This is a genomic window from Agromyces sp. Y782 (genome assembly GCF_059445405.1).
In genome coordinates this window covers 2339567-2363242 of sequence record NZ_JCAIUG010000001.1, presented here as the reverse complement: position 1 = coordinate 2363242, position 23676 = coordinate 2339567, and the positions used below count along the sequence as shown (strand labels likewise).

Annotated in this window: 22 protein-coding genes; 14 read left to right on the top strand and 8 right to left on the bottom strand. The window is 69.5% G+C overall.

The features are described from left to right. The first annotated feature begins 26 nt into the window (after positions 1-26). The 5 genes from AC1C2S_RS10885 (at position 27) to AC1C2S_RS10865 (ending at position 5011) form a co-directional block, all read left to right on the top strand. Complete coding sequence (locus tag AC1C2S_RS10885) at positions 27-1082, top strand: FecCD family ABC transporter permease (RefSeq protein WP_495352539.1); 1056 nt, start codon at positions 27-29, stop codon at positions 1080-1082. A 2-nt stretch (positions 1083-1084) separates the two neighbouring features. Further along, entirely contained in the window at positions 1085-2152 is a 1068-nt protein-coding gene (locus tag AC1C2S_RS10880; protein WP_495352538.1) for a FecCD family ABC transporter permease, read from the top strand. Beyond that, positions 2149-2982: an ABC transporter ATP-binding protein gene (locus AC1C2S_RS10875; protein ID WP_495352537.1), complete on the top strand. Its 834-nt coding sequence runs from the start codon at positions 2149-2151 to the stop codon at positions 2980-2982. The genes AC1C2S_RS10880 and AC1C2S_RS10875 overlap by 4 nt, the downstream gene beginning before the upstream one ends. Positions 2983-3136: 154 nt before the next feature. After that, entirely contained in the window at positions 3137-4171 is a 1035-nt protein-coding gene (locus AC1C2S_RS10870; RefSeq protein WP_495352536.1) for an iron-siderophore ABC transporter substrate-binding protein, read from the top strand. Between the two features lie 258 nt (positions 4172-4429). Beyond that, positions 4430-5011 (top strand): hypothetical protein, encoded by a 582-nt coding sequence (locus AC1C2S_RS10865; RefSeq protein WP_495352535.1) that lies wholly within the window; start codon positions 4430-4432, stop codon positions 5009-5011. On the opposite strand, the gene AC1C2S_RS10860 is transcribed toward AC1C2S_RS10865, so the two are convergent. After that, a complete protein-coding gene (locus AC1C2S_RS10860; RefSeq protein ID WP_495352534.1) occupies positions 5001-6614 on the bottom strand; it encodes an MFS transporter in 1614 nt (537 codons plus the stop codon). The genes AC1C2S_RS10865 and AC1C2S_RS10860 overlap by 11 nt on opposite strands. 127 nt (positions 6615-6741) lie before the next feature. Here AC1C2S_RS10860 and AC1C2S_RS10855 point away from each other — a divergent pair, with 127 nt between their 5' ends. Further along, on the top strand, positions 6742-7338 hold the full coding sequence (locus AC1C2S_RS10855; RefSeq protein ID WP_495352533.1) for a TetR/AcrR family transcriptional regulator: 597 nt from the start codon (positions 6742-6744) through the stop codon (positions 7336-7338). 12 nt (positions 7339-7350) lie between these two features. Here AC1C2S_RS10855 and AC1C2S_RS10850 read toward each other — a convergent pair whose 3' ends face one another. Further along, on the bottom strand, positions 7351-8349 hold the full coding sequence (locus AC1C2S_RS10850; protein WP_495352532.1) for an LLM class F420-dependent oxidoreductase: 999 nt from the start codon (positions 8347-8349) through the stop codon (positions 7351-7353). A 132-nt stretch (positions 8350-8481) separates the two neighbouring features. On the opposite strand from AC1C2S_RS10850, the gene AC1C2S_RS10845 reads away from it, so the two are divergent. Further along, entirely contained in the window at positions 8482-8826 is a 345-nt protein-coding gene (locus AC1C2S_RS10845; protein WP_495352531.1) for a hypothetical protein, read from the top strand. 77 nt (positions 8827-8903) lie between these two features. On the opposite strand, the gene AC1C2S_RS10840 is transcribed toward AC1C2S_RS10845, so the two are convergent. The 3 genes from AC1C2S_RS10840 to AC1C2S_RS10830 form a co-directional block, all read right to left on the bottom strand. Beyond that, a complete protein-coding gene (locus tag AC1C2S_RS10840; RefSeq protein ID WP_495352530.1) occupies positions 8904-10088 on the bottom strand; it encodes a baeRF3 domain-containing protein in 1185 nt (394 codons plus the stop codon). Positions 10089-10171: 83 nt separating this feature from the next. Further along, on the bottom strand, positions 10172-11644 hold the full coding sequence (locus AC1C2S_RS10835) for an FAD-binding oxidoreductase (RefSeq protein WP_495352529.1): 1473 nt from the start codon (positions 11642-11644) through the stop codon (positions 10172-10174). A gap of 184 nt (positions 11645-11828) precedes the next feature. Further along, positions 11829-12641: a DeoR/GlpR family DNA-binding transcription regulator gene (locus tag AC1C2S_RS10830; RefSeq protein WP_495352528.1), complete on the bottom strand. Its 813-nt coding sequence runs from the start codon at positions 12639-12641 to the stop codon at positions 11829-11831. Positions 12642-12753: 112 nt separating this feature from the next. Here AC1C2S_RS10830 and AC1C2S_RS10825 point away from each other — a divergent pair, with 112 nt between their 5' ends. From AC1C2S_RS10825 to AC1C2S_RS10800, 6 genes are all read left to right on the top strand, one after another. Continuing rightward, positions 12754-14064 carry an alpha-glucosidase/alpha-galactosidase gene (locus tag AC1C2S_RS10825; RefSeq protein WP_495352527.1) on the top strand — a complete coding sequence of 437 codons (1311 nt, stop codon included), beginning with the start codon at positions 12754-12756 and terminating at the stop codon, positions 14062-14064. A 79-nt stretch (positions 14065-14143) separates the two neighbouring features. Then, positions 14144-15463, top strand: a complete 1320-nt coding sequence (locus tag AC1C2S_RS10820; protein WP_495352526.1) for an ABC transporter substrate-binding protein — start codon at positions 14144-14146, stop codon at positions 15461-15463. A gap of 22 nt (positions 15464-15485) precedes the next feature. Then, a complete protein-coding gene (locus AC1C2S_RS10815; RefSeq protein WP_495352525.1) occupies positions 15486-16445 on the top strand; it encodes a carbohydrate ABC transporter permease in 960 nt (319 codons plus the stop codon). After that, positions 16445-17329, top strand: coding sequence for a carbohydrate ABC transporter permease (locus tag AC1C2S_RS10810; protein WP_495352524.1), 885 nt, complete (start codon positions 16445-16447; stop codon positions 17327-17329). The genes AC1C2S_RS10815 and AC1C2S_RS10810 overlap by 1 nt, the downstream gene beginning before the upstream one ends. 5 nt (positions 17330-17334) lie before the next feature. After that, positions 17335-18300, top strand: coding sequence for a carbohydrate kinase family protein (locus AC1C2S_RS10805; protein ID WP_495352523.1), 966 nt, complete (start codon positions 17335-17337; stop codon positions 18298-18300). Positions 18301-18395: 95 nt separating this feature from the next. Further along, positions 18396-19448: an LLM class flavin-dependent oxidoreductase gene (locus tag AC1C2S_RS10800; RefSeq protein ID WP_495352522.1), complete on the top strand. Its 1053-nt coding sequence runs from the start codon at positions 18396-18398 to the stop codon at positions 19446-19448. Positions 19449-19500: 52 nt separating this feature from the next. Here AC1C2S_RS10800 and AC1C2S_RS10795 read toward each other — a convergent pair whose 3' ends face one another. Beyond that, a complete protein-coding gene (locus AC1C2S_RS10795) occupies positions 19501-19740 on the bottom strand; it encodes a PLDc N-terminal domain-containing protein (protein ID WP_495352521.1) in 240 nt (79 codons plus the stop codon). A gap of 202 nt (positions 19741-19942) precedes the next feature. Here AC1C2S_RS10795 and AC1C2S_RS10790 point away from each other — a divergent pair, with 202 nt between their 5' ends. Then, positions 19943-22624, top strand: coding sequence for a winged helix-turn-helix domain-containing protein (locus tag AC1C2S_RS10790; protein ID WP_495352520.1), 2682 nt, complete (start codon positions 19943-19945; stop codon positions 22622-22624). Here AC1C2S_RS10790 and AC1C2S_RS10785 read toward each other — a convergent pair. Both AC1C2S_RS10785 and AC1C2S_RS10780 read right to left on the bottom strand, forming a co-directional pair. Then, positions 22578-22814: a DUF8691 family protein gene (locus AC1C2S_RS10785; protein WP_495352519.1), complete on the bottom strand. Its 237-nt coding sequence runs from the start codon at positions 22812-22814 to the stop codon at positions 22578-22580. The genes AC1C2S_RS10790 and AC1C2S_RS10785 overlap by 47 nt on opposite strands. A 273-nt stretch (positions 22815-23087) precedes the next feature. Further along, the gene (locus tag AC1C2S_RS10780; protein ID WP_495352518.1) at positions 23088-23546 is read right to left on the bottom strand and encodes a DUF6325 family protein; all 459 of its coding nucleotides are present in this window, start codon (positions 23544-23546) and stop codon (positions 23088-23090) included. Between the last annotated feature and the right edge of the window lie 130 nt (positions 23547-23676).

Sequence of the window (23676 nt, the reverse complement as noted above, 5' to 3'; positions counted from 1 at the left end):
GGCCGAACTCACGCCCGTAGAGAACTGTGCTGATCACGAGGTCGAGAGCCGCGCTCCCGACTCACTCGCCGCGACCCGAACACTCGCCGACCGACACGCACCGCACCCGGCGTTTCATCGCGATCGGCGCCTCGCTGGCCGTACTCCTCGTCGTCGTCGCCGCGAGTCTCGCGTTCGGAGTGCGATCGATGGCGGTCACCGAGGTGTGGCAGGCGATCATCGCACCGGTACCGGGCGACGCCGATCATGCCGTCGTGCGTGAGCTGCGGATTCCCCGCACCGTCATCGGCCTGCTCGCCGGCGTCGCCCTCGGCGTCGCCGGCACCCTGATCCAGGGCGTCACCCGCAACCCCATCGCCGATCCGGGCCTGCTCGGCATCAACTCCGGCGCATCGCTCGCCGTGCTGCTCTCGATTCAGGTGCTCGGCGTCTCATCGCCGTTCGGGTTCGTCTGGTTCGCGTTCGCAGGTGCCGCCGCGGCATCCGTCGTCGTCTTCTCGATCGGCCACGCGAAGCCGGTGCGGCTCGCCCTCGTCGGCGCGGCGGTCACCGCGTTCATCACCCCGCTCATCACTCTCGTGCTGTTGGGCGACATCGACGCCTTCAACCAGTACCGGTTCTGGGCGGTCGGCTCGCTCACCGGGCGCGGTCTCGACACGGCCGCGGCGCTGTGGCCCTTCCTCGTGGCCGGCACGGTGCTCGCCATCGTGCTCGCGCACCGGCTCAACGGCCTCGCGCTCGGCGACGACATCGCGCGGGGGCTCGGCCAGCGAGTCGGCACGACCCGGGCCATGGCTGCGGTTGCGATCGTGCTGCTCACGGGTACGGCGACCGCGCTCGCCGGGCCGATCGCACTCGTGGGCCTCGTCGTTCCCCATGCCGCCCGTCGCCTCGTCGGCAGCGACTACCGATGGATCGTCGCTGCCGCGGTGGTGCTCGGCCCGATCATGCTCCTCGCCGCCGACGTCATCGGGCGGCTCGTCGCCGCACCGGCAGAACTCGAGGCCGGTGTCGTCGCCGCCCTGCTCGGCGCCCCCGTACTCATCGCCGTCGCCCGCAGCCGCACCGTGGCGGGGGTGTGAGCATGTCCACCGACCTCCACTTCGCGGCCGCTGCCGACACCGAGCGCCTCGCCGACGATGTGGGTCGACGGCGAGCAGCCGTGCGCCGCCGGCTCCTCCTCGTCGCCGGGGCCGGGGCGGCGATCATCCTGGTCGTCGGTGTCGCGGCGCTTCTGCTCGGCGCCGCCGGCCTATCGGTCGATCGCGTGCTGCTCGCACTCATCGGGCTCGGCGACGAGGGCGACCGTTTCGTGATCTTCCGATTGCGGATGCCGCGAGTCCTCGCCGCGGTCGCATGCGGTGCCGCGTTCGCCCTCGCGGGTGCGGTTTTCCAATCCGTGCTGCGCAATCCACTCGCGAGCCCCGACATCCTCGGCATCTCGAGTGGGGCGAGCCTCGGCGCCGTGTGGGCGATCCTCATGCTCGGCTACTCGGGGCTCGTGGTCTCCTCGTTCGCGTTCCTGGGCGCCATCGCGGTCGCCGTCCTGATCTGGGCCCTGGCCTGGCGCCGGGGCCTCCACGGAATCCGGTTCATCCTCGTCGGCGTCGGATTCGCCTACGTGTGCGGCTCGCTCGTGGCCTGGGTGCTCGCCCGGGCCGACGTCAAGCAAGCGCAATCGGCGCTCGTCTGGACGGTGGGCAGCGTCGCCGACATCCGCGGCGACGAGCTCACGATGCTCCTCATCGGCGTCGTCGTACTGTCGCTGCTCATCGCACTCACGGCTCGCTCGCTCGGAGTGCTCGCGCTCGGCGACGATCATGCGAGCGGCCTCGGGGTGCGCACCAACACCACCCGCATGGTGCTCCTGCTGCTCGCCGTCGCGCTCGTCGCGCTCGCGACGTCGGCCGCCGGACCGATCGCGTTCGTCGCGCTCATCGCGCCCGCGATAGCCCGGCGCCTGCAGGGCGACGGCCAGGCCGCACTCGGCACCTCGGCGCTCGTGGGCGCCGCCCTCACCCTCACGGCCGACGTCGTCGGCCAATACGCGATTCCGGCGTTCACCGCCCCCGTCGGCATCGTCACCGGACTCATCGGAGCGCCCTACCTGCTGTGGCTGCTCGCCACGAACGAGAGGAGGGCCCGCGCATGAACGCGAGCTCCGTGACATCCGACGACCTGGCCGGCGGCGACTCGCTCGCCGTACGGTCCGTCAGCATCTCCTACGACGGCCGCCGCGTCATCGAGGGGCTCGACCTCGAGCTGCCAGCGGGCCGGATCACCGCGATCGTCGGTCCGAACGCGTGCGGCAAGTCGACACTGCTGCGCGGGATCGCCGGCCTGCATCCGCTGGAGTCCGGAAGGATCGAACTCGGCGGACGAGACACCGCCACCATGTCCCGTCGCGACCTGGCACGGCGCATCGGCGTGCTGCCGCAGGCGTCCATCGCCCCTGACGGAGTTCGCGTGGCCGAACTCGTCGCCCGCGGTCGGTACCCGCATCAGGGATGGTTCGGCCGCCATTCGAGCGACGACGACCGCGTGGTCGCCGAAGCGCTCGCGGCGACGGGCATAGGCGACCTCGCCGGCCGGCGCGTCGAGGAGCTCTCGGGCGGCCAGCGACAGCGGGTCTGGATCGCGATGGTGCTCGCCCAGCAGACCGGCATCGTGCTGCTCGACGAACCCACGACCTATCTCGACGTGACGCATCAGCTCGAACTGCTCGACCTGCTCACGGAACTCAATCGCACGCGCGGCACGACGGTCGTGATGGTGCTGCACGAGTTGAACCTCGCCGCCCGGTACGCCGACCGCATCGTCGTCATGCGCGACGGCGGCGTCATCGCGCAGGGCCCGCCGTCGGAGGTCATCACGACGGAGACCGTCGCGCAGGCGTTCGCTCTCGAGGCCCGCGTCGTGCTCGACCCCGTCTCGGGGAGCCCGCTCGTCGTGCCCGTCGGCCGCTTCCACGCGGCGGCGTGAGCCCGGTCGACACCCCGGTCGACACCCGGTCGACACCCCGGCTCGACACCCCGGCTCGATACCCGGCTCGACAGCCCCCGTCGACAGCCTTGCTCGACCCATCAAGTAAGCTTAGGCTGCCCTAATCCCACCACGAATCCACTAGGAGCCCTCCGTGCGTCTTCGCCGTCCACTCGCGGCCATCGCCACCCTCGCCGCTGCGGCGCTCGCTCTCGCCGCGTGCACCCCCGGCGCAGCCGAGCCGTCCGAGTCCGACGCTGCCGCGAGCAGTGCCGGCGACACCTTCCCCCTGTCCATCAGCCACGCGTTCGGCGAGACCGAGATCGAGGCCGCACCCGAGCGCGTCGCGACGTGGGGTTGGGGCTCGACCGAAGCCGCGATCGCCGTCGGTGTCTACCCCGTCGCCATCGCCGAGCAGGCCTGGACCGTCGGCGCCGGCAACTACCTCCCATGGGTCGAAGAGGCCTACACCGAAGCGGATGTCGAGCTGCCGGCGCTGCTCTCCGATTCCGAGGGCGGCGCGACCGTGCCCTACGAGGAGTTCGTCGCGGCCGATGTCGACCTGATCATCGCGCCGTACTCGGGCCTCACCGAGGAGCAGTACGACTTGCTCTCCGAGATCGCCCCGACGGTCGCCTACCCCGAGGGCCCGTGGACGACCACGTGGGACGACACGATCAGCATCACCGCCGACGCCCTCGGCCGTTCAGCCGACGGCACCGCCGTGCTCGACGACATCGAGGCGACGCTCGCCGCGAGCGCCGAGGCACACCCCGAGTTCGCCGGCAAGACCTTCGCCGGAGTCTGGGACGGCGACGGCTTCGTCTACGTCTACACCGGCCTCGATGCGCGGATCGCGATCCTCACCGAACTCGGACTCGAGATCGCGCCGAGCGTCGCGGAGCTCGACACCTCCGACGGCGGCTTCTTCTACGAGCTGAGCTACGAGGAACTCGACAAGCTCAGCGCAGACTTCATCATCAGCTACCACAACACCGAGGATGAGGCCAAGGAATTCCTCGCGAAGCCCGCGCTCCAGGCGATCCCCGCCGTCGCCGCCGGCAACGTGGCGCAGGTGTTCGACCCGATCACCGTCTCGTCGGTCTCCCCGCCGACGGCGCTCACCTTCGACTGGGCGAACGGCTTGCCCGCACTGACCGACACGATCGCCGCGGTGCTCGCGAAGTAGTTCGAGCTTCCGACGAGCGGATGCCCCTGGCGCAACTCGATCGCGCCAGGGGCATCCGCGTGCGTCAGGGCAGTTGCGTCAGGGCATTTGCGTCGGGGCATTTGCGTCAGGATTCCGTCAGCGGATGCCCCCGAGCCGTTCGAATGGCGTAACACTCCGGCGCGCGCGCCCTGCTCGGCGTACAACTGAAGTCATGCCAGTGTCTCGTGCCACCTCGCCCGCCCGCCGAACGGCGAGCGGGCCGAGCCGGGGAGCGGCATGACCCTGACGCGCATCCTGCCGACGCTGCGCCGTTCCATCCCCGACCCACTGGCGGTCGACCATTGGCCGCATGCGACGACGGCCAGCACGGCCGACGTCTCGGTGGGCGGCGTCTCGCTGCGCCGCCTCGCCGAGCTCTGCGGCACGCCGGCGGTGCACATCGGCCGTTCCGTCGCGCCGGGCACGAACGGCCGGCTCGCCTCGGTCTCCGAGCAGACGGGCGTCGTCGTGGTGCAGGTGCTCGAGGCATCCGCTGCCCACGACGTTCGCACCATCACGATCGATGCCGACCTCACGCCACTCGAACCCGTATGGGCCGAAGCGCGGCTCATCGGTCGCGCGTCGATCGCCCGGGTGACTCCGACGACGATCGGTGCGACGGCGGGCGGATGTCGCGAGCTCACGACGATCGACCTGCCCGGCGACCTCGTGGCCGGCGACCTCCTCGCCTTGCCCTACGCCGCGATCGCAGACGACGCGGGCACCGCGCGCCCCGCGACCGGCTGGCCGCCGACCGCGAGATCGGCGGCTTCGGGAGCGCTCGCTCGAGCCGCGAACCACGAACCCGTCACCGGCTGAAGGGCGCCGTCGCTCGCTCCGCGTCATCCGTTCGCTCCGCGTCATCCGCTCGCTCCGCGTCATCCGCTCGCTCCGCGTCATCCGCCGCCCCCTCGACCGGAGCCCGCCGGCCCCAGACCGCGAACAGCGCGAACGCGACCGTCAGGAAGACCGTGCCGCCGATGAGCGCCGCGGCGATGCCTCGCGCTTCGCCGCCGGCCACCGCGACTGCCGCGAAGACCGTCGTGAGGCCCGCGACGCCGATCGAGCCGCCGAGCTGTTGCATGCCCTGCAGCAGGCTCGAAGCCTGCCCGGTCTCGTCGGAGGGCGTCTGCGCCATGACGATCGACGTGATCGGTGCGAAGGTGAGTCCGGCGCCGAGGCCGAGCACGATGGCCGGGCCGAGGATGCCGCTGAGGAACGTGCTCGCGGTGCCGAGCTGGGCCATCCAGAGCATGCCACCCGCGAGGGCAGCGAGTCCGGTGAGGGCGACCACCCGCTCGCCCAGGCGGGCGACGAGCCGCGGCGTGAGCTGGTTCACGATCAGCATGCTGGCGACGAACGGCAGCAGCGCGAGGCCGGTGCCGAGGGGGTCGAAGCCGAGCACGTTCTGCGTGAAGATCGTCACGAAGTAGAAGAAGCCGAACATGCCGGCCGGCACGAAGAGCATGACCCAGAACGGCACGGCCGTGCGCGGCGAGCGGAAGTACTCGAGCTGCACCACCGGGCTCGCATGGCGCCGCTCGATGAGCACGAGCGCGAGGAGCGACGCCGCCGCGACGCCGAAAGCCACGAGCGTGCGCGGGTCGAGCCAGCCGGACTCCGCGGCGACGGTGAAGCCGTAGACGAGCGCGACCATCGCGAGCGTCGAGGTGAACGCACCGCCGACGTCGAGGCGAGCCCGGGTGCGCGACGTCTCGCGCAGGAAGGCGATCGCGCCGGCGACGATCACGAGGCCGATCGGCACGTTGACGAACATCACCCATTCCCAGCCGAGGGTCGTGGTGAGCACCCCGCCGAGGATGAGGCCGATCGCCCCGCCCGACCCGGAGGCGAGCACGAAGAGCGCCATCGCGCGGTTGCGCTGCGCGCCCGGCACGGTGTTCTCCATGAGCAGCACGAGCGTGCTGGGCGCGGCGAGCGCGGCGCCGACACCCTGGAGCACGCGGGCGATGACGAGCATCTCGGGATTCACGGCGAAGCCGCCGAGCGCGGATGCCGCGATGAAGATCAGCGTGCCGATGATGAGTGCTCGGCGCGCTCCGGTCATCTGGCCGATGCGTCCGCTCAAGAGGATGAGGCCGGCGAACGCGAGCGCGTAGGCCGTGACGACCCACGACAGGTTGGTGGGGCTGAAGCCGAGCTCGTCGCGGATGTGCGGCAGCGCGACGTTCACGATGCTCGCGTCGACCACGAGCATGAGTTGGGTGATGAAGACGACGATGAGGCCGAGCAGGGTGCGGCCCTTGAGGCGGGTCGCGGCCGGGCCGGTGACGGCTGATTTCGTGCCGACGGATGGCGCGGCGCCGACGGATGCCCCGTCGCGGCCCTGCGCCCCGTCGCGGCTCTGCGCCCCGTCTGGGGCGGGTGTCTCGGCGACGGTCGCTGGTGGCGCTTCGCTCATTGCTGGTGCTCCTGGTCTCGCTGGGTTAGGCTGATATCCGGAGAGAGTCTCCCCTTGTCGAATCGACAATACGGAGACAGTCTCCGCTTTGTCAAGAGGGTCGTCACATGACCCCGCAGGAGGAACCGTGAGCATCGAAGCCGCCGCACCGTCGCGGCCCATGCGCGCCGACGCGCGCCGCAATTACGAAACCATCGTGAAGGTCGCCGGCCAGGCATTCTCAGAGCACGGCACGCAAGCATCGCTCGACGACATCGCGGGTCGCGCGGGCGTCGGCCCCGGCACGCTCTACCGGCACTTCCCCAATCGCGACTGCCTGCTCGAGGCCGCGCTCGTCGAGAGCCGCCTCGAGATCAACCAACTCGGTGAGCGCCTGCTCGCAGACGACGACGCGGGCGCCGCGCTCGATGCCTGGATGCTCGCCATCGCCCGCCACTCGAACACGTGGGACGGCCTGCCCGATTCGATCGCCCAGTCGATCAACAACGAGAAATCGCCCCTCGGCGCCTCGTGCTCCAGCCTCGTCGACACCACCGGCCGACTCCTCGAGCGCGCACGCGAACAGGGCGCGGTGTCAGCGGATGTCTCGGCCCGCGACCTCTTCGTGATGGCGGGTTCGCTCGCGTGGGCCGCGTCGCGCCCGGGCGTCGGGGCAGACGCCCGCGCCGAGGCATCCGACAACCTGCCGCGAATGCTGGGCCTGCTCATGCGCGGGCTGCGCTGACGCGCCCCACGGCTACCGCAGGGCGGGGATGACCTCCGCCGCGAACAACTCGAGCCCCGAGCGGTCGTAGGCCGCCTCGGGGAAGTAGTGGATCGAGTACTCCAGGCCGAGTTCTCGGCGCTCGGCGAGCTTCGCGACCACCTGGGCAGGCGTGCCGACCGCGGCATTCGGCGCGTGGAGGTCGGCGAGGTAGTCCGCGGTCTTCTCCGGTCCGAGGAAGGGCGCGACCCGCGCCTCGATGGCAGCGAGGCGCCGAGCGACATCCGCTTCGTCGGTGCCGACGACGGTGTGGAAGTTCGACGACCGGGTGATCGCCTCGAAGTCGGTGCCGAGGTTCTCGCAGTGCGCGCGCAGCACCTCGCTCTTGTGGGCGAACTCCTCGGGCGTGCCGGTGAAGTTCGTGTACGACGCGTACTTCGCGGCGATGCGCAAGGTGACCTTCTCGCCGCCGCCGGCGATCCAGAGCGGGATTCCGCCCGGCTGCAGCGGTTGCGGCTGCACGATCGCCCCGTCGACCTGGTAGTACTTCCCGTCGAGGGTGGCGGAGCCGGTGGTCCAGGCCTGGTGCATGATCTCGACCCCCTCGCGCAGGCGTCCGAGGCGCTCGGGCACGGGCGGGAAGCCGTAGCCGTAGGCACGCCATTCGTGCTCGTACCAGCCGCCACCGATGCCCATCTCGACCCGCCCGCCCGAGACGATGTCGACCGTGGCCGCGACCTTCGCGAGGTACGCGGGGTTGCGGTAGCTCATGCACGTGCACATCTGGCCGAGGCGAACGCGCGAGGTCGACGCGGCGTACGCCGCCATGAGGCTCCACGCCTCGTGCGTCGCCTCGGTCACCGAGGGCACGGGCGTGGTGTGGAGGTGGTCGTAGACCCAGATCGACTCCCAGGCCGAGCCGGGCGCATCGGCGTACTCGGCGAGCGAGCGCATCGTCTGCCAGTGCTGGGCCGGCTCGATGCCGACGAGATCGTGACGCCAGCCCTGGGGAACGAACATTCCGAATCTCATGCCAACAGCATAGGGACGATTCGATGGATGCCTCGAGCCGCCGTGAGCCGGTGGAACGAGACGGTATCGGCGCGTCTCATTTCAGCGCCAGCACTGAGGCAGCCTCACCTTTGCGGGCGTAGCTTCAGCCGAATGAACGAAGAGCAGCACTGCGAGTTCACAGCCGCCGACTTCGACGCGACCGTCATCGAGAGCAGCGGCATCCGCCTCATTCGCGTCACCGGCTCCGGGCTCTGCGCGAGTGCCGGCTGGAAGCTCGAGCTCATCGCCGCCAACCCCGGCGTCGTGCCCCATCCCGAAAGCCTGTGGCTCGAGATCCGGGAGACCCCGCCGCGCGATGGGGCCGCGCGGGTGCTTACCGAGGCGACCGTCGAGGCGATCATCGAGGACTCCCCGGCGCAGGAGATCGTCATTCGGTTCCGCTGGCGCGAGGGCTTCGTGCTTCCGCTGCGCGAGCGGGTCGGCGCCCTGCGCTGAGCTGCCGCACCCCGCAGCAATTGCCGCACCCCGCAGCCTCGTCGAGCGGACGAGAGCTCCGCCAGCAGGCGTAGCAGCTACGCCAGCGCGTACCTGAGCTCGGCCATCGCCGGCCCCGACCACACGGTGCCGTCGAGATCGGAGCTGCGCACCGTGACGACCTTGCCGCCCTTCGCCATGACGAGCAGCGCGAGTTGCGGCAGCAGGTCACCGGCGTGGGTGCCGTCACCCAACTGCTCACCCGTGCCGTGCTCGCTCGCGAACTCGATGGCGCCCGACTCGCGGTCGAGCGTGCCGTTCACCGAAGTGGTGAAGTCGAACCAGAACACCTCGACCGCGCCGTCGGCCGCCTCACGGGCGATCGCGGCGAGATCTCGTTCGACGCGGCCGGCGGCACCCTCGGTGAGCTCGCGCAGCGCCCCATCGGCCTCGGCGACGTTCAGCCGGCCGAGCTGTTCGCGCAGCGCCTCATCGATCTCGGCGGCGCCGAGCCGGTCGGGGGCGCCGGCGACGCCGACGACGCGGCGACCATTCCGGATCCGGTCGATGAAGAGGCTGAGCAGCGGTTCGGCGGCGAAGACGAAGAGCGGCACGTTGCCCTCGGGGTCGCGCCGCATGAGCTCCTGACGCGTCGAATCGGCGACACGTTTCGCGTAGAGCTCCAAGAAGCCCTTTCGGCGCTCGTCGCCCTGAACGCCGCGATCGCCGTGCTTGCCGCCGCGCGGCTTGTCGTCGTTCTCGGGGTCGCGGTTGATGGCATCGTCGAGGCTCTTGTCGTGCGACTCGTCGACGTCGAGGGGCACCGCACGATCGGTCGGCGTCGCATGCCAGAGCGACCATTCATTGGCCGACAGGGTGAGGGCGAACGCCTCCTGGTCTTGGCTCGGCGCCCGTAGCAGCTGGCCGAGGGTGAAGTGCGAGCCGACGTGCACGGCGTCGTCGAGGCGGTTCGGCAGCACGAACACCTCGTTGAACCCGGGGGCCACGAAGATCGCGATCGACCGGGCGAGTCCGGCCCACACCTGCTGGTCGCCGATCACGGCATCGCGCTCCCGGCGGAGCGCCTCGAGCTCGGCGTTCGGGGCGCCCGACGCCTTCACCCGTTCGATCGCCTCGTCGAACGAACTCTTGACGGCGACTTCTGCGCGTTCACGCTCGCTCACGACGGGCGAGGTCGATGCGTAGATCGTGATCGACGGGTGATGCACTCCCGCCAGCACTACGAAATCCGCTGCCGTGGGCAATGCGTAATGTACGGTCATCGTTTCTCCCCCAAGATCGTGCGACAGCGAGGTCGCTCACACCCCAGCCTATGAAGGCCGGAGCGCGAGCGACACCCCCAAGCTCAGCCGACGGGATGATTCGAACGGATCACCCGCGTCGGGTCGACGGCGTGCTTGACTGCGCGCAACCGTTCGAGCTCCTCTCCGAAGAGGCGCTCGGCCGGGCGCTCGTGCTCGGCGAAGTTCAGGTAGTCGCTCTCGGCACGCCACGGCTCGATACGCGAGAGCAGGCGGCCGAGGGATGCCGCGAGCGCGTCGCCCGCGCCCGGCATCGCGATGCCGACTCCGTAGACGGCGTAGCCGGCGTCGAAGCCCGCGACGACACCGGGCTCGGGCATTGCCTGCGCGGATGCCGCGGCGCGCGCGACCCCCGGCGACAGCATGCCCCCGAGGTGACGGATCTCGGTCGAGAGCAGTGCCGACGAGGCATCCGGCCCCACCGCGGTGACGAATGCGCGGATCGCGGCCGGCGGCAACTCGGCGAGCAGCATGCCGTCGCCGTATGCGGGAGTCGGCTCGGGCGGGTCCATGTGCAGTTGCAGCAGTTCGGCCGTGGGCTGCGGGTGCACGGTGTCGATCTCGGGCCCGAGGGCGCGCAGCGGTGCGAGCAGCTCGTCGACGCGCACAGCGCCCTCCTGCATCGCGACCTCGACGACGACGAGCGAACGCCCGGAGAGGAACGGCGGCAGCTCGGGCATGGGCGGCAGGCGCAGCACACGCGCGACCGAGGTGACCGAGGTCGGGAGCTCGTCGGTCCAGGCCGACCAGGCCGCGAGCACGTCTTCGGTGCGCTCGATCGGCCAGAGCAGCATGCCGGCACTCAGCTCGGCGACCTCGAAGAGCCGGAACTCGAGCGCCGTGACGACGCCGAAGTCGCCGCCGCCACCGCGCAGCGCCCAGAACAGCTCGGGGTCGTGCTCGGCGTCGACGCGGCGGTTCTCGCCATCGGCCGTGACGAGTTCGATCGCGACGACGTGGTTCGCGGCGAGGCCGTGCGAGCGGCCGAGCCAGCTGAGCCCGCCGCCGAGGGTGTAGCCGACGACGCCGACGTCGTGGGAGGAGCCGGCGAGTGCGGTGAGCCCAAGGGGTGCGGCCGCGGCGACGACATCGCCCCAGAGCGCGCCTGCCTCGACCCGCGCGATTCGTGCCTCGACATCGATCTCGACTCCGCGCAACTCGTGCGTGCGCAGCAGGATCGCGTCGGCGAGTCCGTCGCGGGCGGCGAGGGGGCCGGCGTTGTGGCCGGTGCCCTGCGGGGCGACCGCGAGCCCGACGCCCCTCGCGGTGCGTACAGTGTGTGCAATGTCGGCGGCACTCCTCGCGATGACGACCGCGGTCGGCCGCTGGTCGATGGCGAGGTTCCAGGCGGCGCGGGCATCGTCCCAGCGCGGGTCGCCCGAGATCAGCACCTCGCCCGCGACGCGAGCGTCGAGGAGCGCGAGGGCTTCGCGCAGGGAGAGCGTGGTGACGTCCTCGTAGCGCGCCGGTGCTTCAGTGATGTCGGTCGTCACGGCCGAGGGCACAGGGGTGTTCACGGATGGTTCCTTTCGGGATCGTCGCGGGCCCATGCGCGCCTCGAGGGCGGCGCTCGACGGCCGCACGGATCTCCGGCGGCGCTCGCGACGATCCTCATCCAACTTCGATGCCGGCGGCGCTGCTTCAGGGTCGGCCCTCCGATCGGCTCAGGGCCAGCCCTGCCTGCCGCCTGCGCCCGTCGAGTCATCCGTCGGCGATGACCACCTCGACGCCGGCTGCGGCGATGCGCCTGATCTCGTCGGAATCTGCGGAGCGGTCCGTGATGAGCATCGCGACCTGATCCACGTCTGCCATCTTCGCGAGGGCGACACGCCCGACCTTCGAGCCGTCGGCGACCACGACGGTTCGCTGGGCCTTCGCGACCATCGCGTGGTTGGTGCGCGCCTCCGTCTCATCGTGGGTGGTGACTCCGTTCGCGGCGGAGATGCCGTCGGCGCCGAGGATCGCCGTGCCGATGTTGACGGCGGTGAAGGTGCTCTCGGCCAGCACACCCACGAGCTCGAGCGACTGCGGCCGCAGGATGCCGCCCGTCATGATCACCTTGAGCTGCGGGTGGCTCGAGATGAGCCCGGCGATGGTGAGCGAGTTCGTCACGATCGTGAGGTCGCGATGGTTCGCGAGTTCCCGTGCGACGCTCGCCGTCGTCGTGCCGCCGGACAGGGCGACGGCATGCCGCCCACTGGGCATGAGCGCGGCCATCGTGCGGGCGATGCGAGTCTTGGCCTCGTGAAAACGAGTGTCGCGCAGGGCCACGGGGAGCTCCTCGCCGCGGTCGACCGCGGTGACGCCGCCATGCGTGCGGATGAGCAGCTCTTGTTGGGCGAGATCGGCGAGGTCGCGGCGCGCGGTGGCGGCGGAGACCCCGAGCACGGCGGCCAACTCGTCGAGCTTCACTGTGCCGCGGGCGGCGACGAGATCGAGGATCTCGACCATTCGGCGCGCACGCTTGCCCGATCCGACACGTGGGATCTGCGACGCGGCGTCGGTGATGGCCATACGGGGCTCCTTCCCGGCCTTCGTGGCCGGCTGATCATTTCGAATGATCATTTTAGCGGCAGATTGCGCAAAAGGTTGCGCGTATTGCGCATTCGCCCGCATCATCGAGGGCATGCCCAAGGTTGTGTTCATCGGCGCCGGGAGCGTCGTCTTCACCCGCCAGTTGCTCGCAGATCTGTTCCGCTTCGATGATCTGCCGACACTGAGCATCGCCCTGCACGATATCGACGCCGAACGGCTGGCGGTCGCCCGCGGCACCGCCGAGCAGGTGTCGACGCGACTCGGCCGCACGGTCGAGCTCACAGCGACGCTCGATCGCCGCGAAGCACTCGACGGCGCGGACTTCGTCATCAACATGATCCAGGTCGGCGGCATCGAAGCGACCCGGCTCGATCTTGAGATTCCGGCTCGGCACGGCCTGCGCCAGACGATCGGCGACACGACGGGCGTCGGCGGCGTGTTCCGAGGTCTCCGCACCTTTCCCGTGCTCTCGGGGATCGCCCGGGACATGCGCGAGCTCTGCCCCGATGCCTGGTTCCTCAACTATACGAATCCCATGGCGATGAACGTGTGGTGGATGTCGGTGGTCGCACCCGAGATCAAGACGGTCGGCCTCTGTCACAGCGTGTACTGGACCGTGCACGACCTCTGCGAGCTCATCGGAGTGCCGGTCGAGGGCACGCACTATCGCGCCGCCGGGGTGAACCACCAGGCGTGGCTCCTCGAATTCTCGCGCGACGGCGAGAGCCTCTACCCTGCCCTCCGTGCGCGGATCGCCGAGGATCCGGAACTCGAACGTCGCGCGCGGGTCGAGATCTTCCGGCGCATCGGCTACTACCCCACCGAGACCAGCGAGCACTCGTCGGAGTACCTCGATTGGTTCCTTCGATCCGACGCGCAGATCGAACGCTTCCGCCTTCAGCCGTCGGAGTACCTCGGCATCTCCGAGGAGAACGTAGCCGAGTTCGAGGCCGCGAAGTCCGCGCTCGCGCAGGGTCGCGACCTGCCGCTCGAGAACGAAGCGGCCGAGTACGCACCGCAGATCATCCATTCGGTGCTCACGGGAACCGAGCGCCTCATCCACGCGAACGTCGTGAATCACGGCCTCATCGACAATCTCCCCCGCGGCGCGGTCGTCGAGGTGCCGAGCGTCGTCGACGCGAGCGGGGTCCGGCCGCTGCAGTACGGTGCGATCCCGGTGCAGGGCGCCGCCTTGAATCGCATGTACCTCTCGGTGGCCGAACTCACGATCGAAGCTGCGCGAACCGGCGACCCCGAGCTCGTCCGTCGAGCGGTGCTCGTCGACCCCAATGCCAGTTCCACCCTGACACCTGCCCAGATCTGGGCACTCTGCGACGAGCTCACCGTCGCGCACGCCGAGGTGCTTCCGGCCTCGCTCGGCGGGCGCATGCGCGAGGAATGAACCACCGCGGTGCCGTCGACCGCGAACGCACGATCCACCTGTCCTGCACCGTCAGCACCACCAGGAAGAGGATTCAACGATGAATGGCAACTCCCGCCGATCCGCACTCGCCCCGACCCTTGGCATGGTCACAGCTGCATCCGTACTGCTCGCCCTCGGCGGCTGCGCCGCACCGCAAGGGGCGACGAAGCTCGATGTCGATGCTCCCGTACAGATCGAGATGTGGAGCGGGCAGGCCGATGAGGCGCAGAGCCTCCTCGAGGGACTTGCCGCCGAGTTCGAGGAGCTGCACCCGAACGTGACGATCAAGGTCACCCCCGGCGCCTCCTCGACCGAAGACCTGCTTCAGAAGCTCTCCGCCGGATTCGCCGGCGACAAATACCCTGACATCTCCTACGCGTTCGGCTCGTGGGCCGGACAGCTCGAAGGCTCGGGTCGCACGCTCGACATCAGCGACAAGGTCTCCGACCCAGATCTGAAATGGGACGAGTTCTCGGCCTCGTCGCGAGCGACGGTGCAGCCGACGGGCGAGAAGACCATCGGCTTCCCGGCCATCACCGACAACCTCTCCCTCATCTACAACACGACAGTCTTCGACGCAGCAGGCGTCGCGTACCCGACCGAGGACTGGACGTGGGAGGACTTTCGCGAGGCGGCGAAGCAACTGACGGATGCCGACGACGGCACGTACGGCTACGCGTATTCGGTCTCGGGCTCCGAGGAGACCACATGGCAGTTCTGGCCGCACCTCTGGCAGAACGGCGGTGCGATCCTCTCCGAGGACCAGACCACCGCCGAGTTCGCCGACCAAGCCGGTGTCGAGGCGCTCACATTCCTCCGCGACATGGCGGTCGAGGACCAGAGCATCTATCTCGACCAGACCGACACGAAGTTCGGACAGCTGTTCGCAAGCGACCGGATCGGCATGATCACCTCCGGTCCGTGGCAGCTGTACGACCTGAAGACCGCGGGCACCGAATACGGCGTCACGATCCTGCCCGGCACCGACGGCGACCACCAGACAGTGTCGGGCGCCGACATCTGGGCCCTCTTCGATCACAAGGACACGAACCGCGAGCACTGGGCGTACGAGTTCACGAAGTGGCTGACCGAGGCCGAGCAGGATGAGCGATGGAACGTCGCACTCGGCAATCTCCCGCTGCGATCGTCTGAGATCGAGTCGGAGGCGTTCGCGAAGCAGGTCGCGACCTACCCCGGACTCGACATCATGGCGAGCAACTCGGTGAACGCCGAGCAACCTCGTCCGACGATCCCCGGCTACGTCGGACTCTCCGAAGCCATCGGCGCCTCGATCTCCGAAGTACTGCAGGGAGAAGGCGATCCGAAGGAAGCACTCGAGGCCGCAGCGGCCGACGCCGACGCCGCCCTCGCGAAGTAGCGGATACCGGGAGACGCACTCGATGCCCACCCAGCGCACCGCCGTGGGGGATGCCCCGCCGTCCATGAACGTGGACGGCGGGGCATCCGCCACGCGCCAACGTCGCCGCAACAACACCCGGGCCACGTTGACCGGATGGGGCTTCGTCGGCCCGGCGACGCTCATCATCCTCGGCCTGTCGGTGTTTCCGGCGGCATGGGCGCTCGTGCTGTCCCTCCAGGAGTGGGACGGATTCAGCGAGCCGACGTTCGTCGGCGGCGCGAACTACATAGGGCTCATCTCCGACGCCGACTTCTGGAACGCGGTGCTGAACACCCTCGGGTACACCGTGCTGTTCGTGCCGGCCTCGGTGTTGGTGGGGCTGTTCCTCGCGGTGGCGCTGAACCGGAGCATCCGCTTCATCGGCATCTACCGCACCGCGATCTTCGTGCCGTTCGTCGCCTCCGCCGCAGCCACCGGAATCCTCGCCACCTACCTCTTCAGCCCGCAGTTCGGCCTCGTGAACAACGTGCTCCGCACGCTCGGCCTACCGTCGCAGGGCTGGCTCGAAGACCCGTCTCAGGCGATGGTCGTCATCGCCATCATGTCGCTGTGGGGCCAGGCGGCCTTCACGACCGTGATCTACCTCGCCGCCCTGCAAGACATTCCCGGCGAGCTGCTCGAGGCGGCCCGCATCGACGGCGCCACCCGCTGGCAGACCTTCTGGCGGGTCGTCTGGCCGCAATTGACGCCCGTGACGGTGTTCGTGGCCATCTGGCAGACGATCGGCGCGATCCAGCTGTTCGACCTCGTCTACACGACCACTCGGGGCGGCCCGCTCGACGCGACGAAGACGATCGTCTACTTCCTCTGGGAGAAGGCGTTCCACTCCCTGGAATTCGGGTACGGCTCGGCGGCCGCGTACGTGCTCTTCGCCGTGACGTTGTCGATCACGATCGGCATCGTCGTGTACTCGCGCAAGCGGAACCTGGAGGCCTTCTGATGACCACCCTGCTCCACGAGATCACCACGTCCTCCGAAGTGGTCGCGCGCAGCCCTTCGAAGCGACGACGGCGGCGAGGATTCAGCTTCTGGCACCTCTTCCTCTTCCCGGTCGCGCTCGTCTTCGTCGTGCCGTTCGTGCAGATGGCGATGGCCTCCCTGTCGCCGGCGAAGGAACTCGTGTCGTTCCCTCCGCCGTTCTTCCCGTCGGCGCTGACCTTCGACGGCTATGCGACCCTCTTCACGAAGACCGACATCCTGCTCTGGCTCGCGAACACGGTGATCGTCGCCGGTACCGCGATCGTCTCGAACCTGGTGCTCTGCTCCCTCGCCGGCTACGGGTTCGCGCGCCTCGCGTTCAGGGGGCGTGCCTTCGGGTTCTTCGCCATCATCGGCACGATCATGATCCCGACGCAGCTGCTCATGATCCCGACGTACATCATGTTCGCGAAACTCGGTCTGCTCGACGGCCTCGGGGCCGCGATCGTGCCGTGGCTCGCGACCGCGTTCGGAATCTTCCTGATGCGCCAGTTCTTCCTTTCACTTCCCGTCGAGCTCGAGGAGTCCGGCATGCTCGACGGGTGCAACCGTTGGCAGGTGTTCTTCCGCATCGTGCTGCCGCTGGCGAAGCCGGCGCTCGCGACGCTCGCGATCTTCACCCTGCTCGGATCGTGGAACGACCTCGTCTGGCCCCTCATCGCGATCAACAACGACCAGGCGTTCACGCTGCAACTCGGCATCGCGAACTTCCAAAGCACCCGACGCACCGAATGGAGCCTCCTCATGGCAGGCAATGTGGTGGCAACCCTGCCGCTCATCCTCTTCTTCCTCTTCGCCCAACGGCAGTTCATCGCCACCATGACGTTCTCGGGCCTCAAGGGATGATCGCCGTGACGAAGACCACCCCGCCCGAGACGACCGACGTGCTCGTGGTCGGCGACGCCAATCCCGATCTCATCCTGACCGGCGACACCGTGCCGCGGTTCGGCCAGTCCGAGCAGCTGCTCGACGGCGCCACCCTGCTGCTCGGCGGCAGCGCATCGATCGTCGCGTGCGGCCTCGCCCGCCTCGGTGTCGCGACGGCGCTCATCGCCGTGATCGGCGACGACGACTTCGGCAGGTTCACGCGTGCGCGGCTCGAGTACCGGCGGGTCGACACCTCGTCGTTCATCGTCGATCCCTCCGAAGAGACCGGGCTCTCGGTCCTCCTTCAGACCGACGACGATCGAACGATCTTCACCTCGGTGGGGGCGATCCCCTTGCTCACGGCAGCGAAAGTACGTGACGCGGTCGAGCGGCTCGCACCTCGGCACGTGCACGTCGCCTCATACTTCCTGCAACCCGCACTGGCCGCCGAGCTGCCCGAACTCCTCGCCTGGTTGCGTGCCCGCGGGGTGTCGACGAGCCTCGACACGAACTGGGACCCGGCAAATCGTTGGGCGGGGCTCGATGCCGTGCTGCCCCACGTCGACGTGTTCTTCCCCAATGTCGAGGAAGCCCTGGCCATTGCGGGCACGATCGCGGGCCGGCCCTTCGACGACCCGGTCACTGCCGCGCGGTCGCTCGCCGCGCTCGGCCCGCGCGTCGTCGTGAAAGCCGGTGCCGACGGCGGGATCTCGGTTGCGGCCGGCGGGCGGGCGGTGCGTGCACCGGGGCTGGCCGTCGATGTCGTGGACACCACGGGAGCGGGCGACAGCTTCGACGCGGGGTACCTCGCCGCGATGCTCGCGGGCGTCGGAGACGAGTCCGAACGGGTGCTGTGGGCGGCGTCCGCGGGATCGCTCTCCACCCGAGGCGCCGGAGGAACGGCATTCCAGGCGATGCGCGATCAGCTCCCGTCTGAACTCGTGAGCTGAGTGCCGTAGCGGCGATCCCGCCGATTCGAGCTCCGTCTACCGGAATACGGCGCCCTACCGGAATAAGGCACCGCGACTCCCGGTTGCCGAGAGAGATGACTTCTTCACCCCGCCTCTCAGTGCTCGACCTGATTCCGGTACGCAGCGGCCAGACGAGTACGGGCGCGCTCGCGGCATCCGTGCGCCTGGCGCAGCTGGCCGACCGGCTCGGCTTCACCCGCTACTGGTTCGCCGAGCACCACAACATGCCCTCGGTCGCATCGACCACACCGCCCGTGCTGATCGCCGCGATCGCGGCGAAGACCGAGCGCATCCGGGTCGGTTCGGGCGGCGTCATGCTGCCGAACCACGCCCCGCTCGTCGTCGCCGAGCAGTTCGCGGCGCTCGAAGCGCTCGCGCCCGGCCGCATCGACCTCGGCATCGGCCGTGCGCCGGGCAGCGACCCCGTGATCACGCAACTGCTGCGCATCTCGGGCCCGACGGCCGACGTCGACCGCTTCCCCGACCACATCGCCGACATCATCTCGCTGCTCTCCCCCGACGGCGCCATGCTGCGCCTCACGAGCGGGCGCGAGTACGCGATCACGGCGACGCCGGCGGCGACGGATGTCCCGACGCTCTGGCTGCTCGGGTCGAGCGACTACTCGGCGAAGCTCGCCGCCTCGCTCGGGCTGCCCTACGTCTTCGCGAACCACTTCTCGGGCGAGGGACTCGAGCGGGCGCTCGAGCTCTACCGCACCGAGTACCAGCCGAGCGAGGCCCACCCGGTGCCCGAGACGTTCCTCACCGTGAACGCCTCGGTGGCACCGACGGTCGAAGAGGCCCGGGCGCGGGCGCTGCCGCAGCTGCACTCGATGGCACGGCTGCGCACCAACCGGCCGATGCTGCCCCTCGAGACGGTCGAAGAGGCGCTCGCCGCCCCCACCGACTCGATCGGCGACGAGATCATCGCCGCGATGGAGCAGCGCTGGATCATCGCCGACCCGGCGAGCGCCGCAGCCGAGCTGCGAACCCTCGCCGCCCGTCACGGCATCGACGAGGTCATGCTCGCGCCGATCGGCGGCTCCTACGACGCCGAGCCCGCAGACGCGACCCCCGGCCGCGAGCAGACGCTCGAGTTGCTCGCCGGGGAACTGCTCACGAAGTGAGCTCTGCGAGTCGAGTTCGTCGCGACCTGCCGGTTGAGCTCGTGGAAACCCGCTATGCGATGACTTCCCGGCCTCGCGCGCGGCGCGCCGACATGCTGCTGCCGCGCGCGATCAGGTAGATGAAGGCGGCGAGGAACGGCAACGCGAGCAGGAACAGCACCCAGAGAGCCTTCGCCCAGCCGCCCAGCGTGTCGTCGCGGAACACGTCGATGAGCAGCGAGATGAAGATGGCGATGCACGACACTGCGATGTAGAACCAGAAGAACCAGCTCAAGAAGTCCCAGAGAGTCACGGCCGTTCCCTTCTCCCGTGGGTGTGCCGATCACGCCCGCGTCGGCTCGAAGCTATTCCGCTGCGCGCCATCGCACATCACCCGGATCGAGTGATGCCGTGGTGCGTGCGCCCCGTTCGGGGGGTCGGAAAGGCGTGGCTGCGAATTCTCGCGCGGTGCATACTGACCCGTGGGACGGCTGCGCGCGTCCGTGGGGGCACGAGTGGTCGAACACCTCGCTTCGGAATACCTGGTCCGACGACCAGCACTGCAGCACCGCCTCGCCGGTGCACTCTCACTGCCGCTGACGCTCGTCGTCGCCCAGGCCGGTGCCGGCAAGACCGTGCTGCTGAGCCAATGGGCCGCCGAGCACGAGAGCGTCGCCTTCGCGTGGATCGACGTGGAATCGGCCGATGACGACCCGGTGCGGTTCGCCCGACGTCTGCTCGCGGCGCTCGCCGAGGTCAACCCCGAGGTCATGCAGCTCGCACGGCAGACCGCGCTGAACGCAGGAGGCCTGGGCACCTCGCTGATCCGGTCGCTCGCAGCCGAGCTCGAGGTATTCCCCGAGACCGTCATCGTGCTCGATGACCTGCACCACCTCTCCAACGGCACGCTGCTGGCCGACCTCGGCAGGCTCGCATCGACGAGTCCGCCCAACGTGCACTTCGTCATCTCGACGCGCGTCGATCCGCCCATCGCGTGGAGCCGGTTGCGGCTCAGGCACCGGTTGCTCGAGATCAGGCAGGCCGATCTCGCGATGACGGGCCCCGAGTCGGCTGAGCTCCTCGCCAGGGTCACCCGTCGCGACATCCCCCCGGCGATGCTCGAGTTGCTGATGACCCGCACCGAAGGATGGGCCGCCGGCCTGCAACTGGCCGGACTCACCCTTCGCTTCCACGAGCGACCGGATGACTTCGTCGCCGAGTTCGGCGGCACCGATCGGCTGATCGCCGAGTACCTCACCGAAGAAGTGCTCGACGCGCTGCCCGAGGCCGACCGCGAGCGGCTGTTGCAGATGTCCACCCTCGATGCGATGACCGCCGAACTCCTCGACCATCTCCTCGAGTGCGCTGACGGGCAACGGCTGCTCGAGCGTCTCGAACACGAATCCGTCTTCCTCGTCGCACTCGACGCCCACCGCGAGCGGTTCCGATTCCACCAGCTCTTCCGTGACCTGCTCCGCTCCCGGCTTCGCGCCGACGACGCCGAGGAGGAGACTCGTCTGCTCCGTCGCGCCGCCGAGTTCCATGCTCGTCACGGTGAGCTCGCTCCGGCGATCGAGTACCTGCTGCGAGCGCGGCAGTGGGACGACGCGCTCGACGCCATCATGGCGCGCGGAAGCGATGTGTTCGAGCGCGGCGAGATGCGTACGGTCATCCGCTGGATCACCGCGGTTCCAGAGTCGGCTCGAGCCGAGCGGTTGGATGTCGCGCTCGAACTCGGCATCCTCGTCGGCATGGAGGGCGACGCGGTGCGTGCGGTCGATACCATGAGCGCCGTGGCGAACGACCCGCGCGCCACGGTCGGCCAGCGCATGGTCGCCCACGCGTGGATCTCGGCGGCGACCCAGTGGAACCCCCGCCCTGCTGGGCCGCTCCGCGCGGCGGAGCAGGCCATCGCCCTACTGGATGCCGATGCGGAAGCCGAGACGGGCACGCCCGTTCCCGATCTGATGCACCTCACGAGTCGCCGACTCCTGCGCACCCTCGCCGTCGGTTCCGGCGGCCGATCGCTCTTCCTCGCCGGCGACCTCGCCGCTGCGGAGCGCTGGCTGCTGCAGGCGCTGGAGACCGACGGGAGCTCCTATCCGCCGTTCCGGGTGGGGCTGCTCGGTTCGCTCGCGCTCGTCCATGCGTGGTGCGGGCGAACCATCGACGCCGAGCTCCTGGCGGCCGAAGTCCTCGAGCTCGCGGCCACCGCGGGGCTGCTCACCCATCCGGTGATCGCGGATGCCTACTTCGCCGAGGCGATGGTCGCGCTCGAGCGCAGTGATCCGGATGCCGCGGCTCCGCCCCTCCGGGAGGGCACGATCCGTGCGGAGGCCAACCGTCGAGCACAGCTGCTGTGGCTCTCGCGCATCGAGCACGCCCGCCTCGCTGCGGCCGCCGGCCGCTTCCCCGAGGCCCTCGAACTCGCCGAGCATTCCCTGCGCGAGGCCGGGCCGGGGCCGGCGCCCGTTCTCCTCGATCGACTCGTCGCGGTGCAGATGACGGCGTTGCGCCGCACGGGCCAGGCCCGGGAGAGCCTCCGGGTGCACGGAGCAACCTCGCCCGCGACGCCCGCGATCGCGTTCGAGACCATCGCCGCGCTCCTGACCGTCGGCGAACACGCTGCGGCAGCGCGGATGCTCTCCGACACGGGCCGCCTCTTCACCGGAGCAGGGCAGCTCGGCGACATCCGACACTCGCTACTGCTCGGCTGGATCACGGAACTCGAAGGCGACCATCGCGGCGCCCTCGACCTCGCGGCCTCCGCGCTGAGTCGCGCCGAACCCGACGGACTCATCGAGGTCTTCCTCGAATCGGGCCCCGTCGTCGTCGAGTTGGTCGCCGAACTCGCGCCGGCGCACGACGGCCTGGCGGCGGCGATCCTGCGACGGCGACGCCGGCTCGAACCTCCGAATGCGAACGACGGCCTGACCGAACCGCTGACCGAGCGCGAACTCGAGATCCTCGCGTACCTGCCCGGCTACTCGACCACCGCCGAACTGGCACGAGCGTGCTTCGTGTCGGTCAACACCCTCAAGACGCACTTGGCCCACATCTATCGAAAACTCGGGGTCTCGGGGCGAAGCGCGGCGATCGCCGAAGCCCGCGAACTGAGGTTGCTCGGGCCACTCACGCCGCTCGGGCCGCTCACGCCGGTCGAGCCGGTCGAGCCGGTCGAGCCGGTACGTGCATGACCGACTCGATCTCGACGTTGAAGCCGCGAAGCAGGTCGAGCACTCCGAGGAGCCGCGCCTGATCGGGCACCTGCCCGCGCAGGCGGGTCGAACCCGAGCCGCTCGCGACGACCTCGAATCCCTCGAGCTCATCGGTGATCATCTCGCCGACCTCGCCTCGAACGAGGATCTCGAACGTCTCGGCGACCATGATCTCCCCCGATCGTTGCGACGACGACTCCCGCATTCGGCGTCGCGTCGACGCCGATCCCCCGTCGACGCGACCCCCGCGTCGCGAACCCCCGACGGCGCGAGCCCCGACTAGATGCGCCGTCGACGTCCGGGCGTCAATGCAGCACCGACAACGGCGGCCTTCGCGACCGGCGCGGGTCCTGGGCGCACCGCCGCTCCGACGACGGCCGCTCTCGCGACCGGTGCGCCGACCACGCCGACGCGTCCGATTCGTGCAGCTCTCAATGGCATGTCAGGCTCCTGTCGTCTCGAGGGCGTCATCGGCATCGAGTGACGCGATGATCGCTTGGATCGGGATACGGCCGTTCGCGATCAGCTGGCCACCGGCACGCCGGGCCGCCGCGGCGAACGGCGCCGCCCAGAGATTCTCGTACACGAGCACGCCCGCGACGCTGCCGGGCTCCATCGCGTTCGCGAGCTGCTCGACGTCGTCGGCGGCGAGCAACTCGGCGAGTTCGGTTTCGAGCTCGACGAGCGGGCCGAGTTCGCCGAGGTCGGCGAGTTCCGCGGCTTCGATCGTCCCGTTCTCGTCTTTGGTGAGCACGATCGCATCGATGAGGCGGATCGTTCCGGCGTCGACGAGGCGCACGAGCTCCTCCGCGATCTCGCCCGTGAAGTTCGCCTGCCCCGCCGGGAACTCGATCACGAGGAAGTCGACCGGTCCGAGGTCGTCCAGCGCCTGTTCAGTCATTTCATTCCTCCGATTCGTGGCAGTGCCGGCAGCGGCGCGTTGCGCCTCATGCCAGCTTCAGGGTCGTCGCGAGCGGGCACCGACGCATCACCCGAACAGGATGATTCGGCGTCGCGCCGGTTTCGGTACG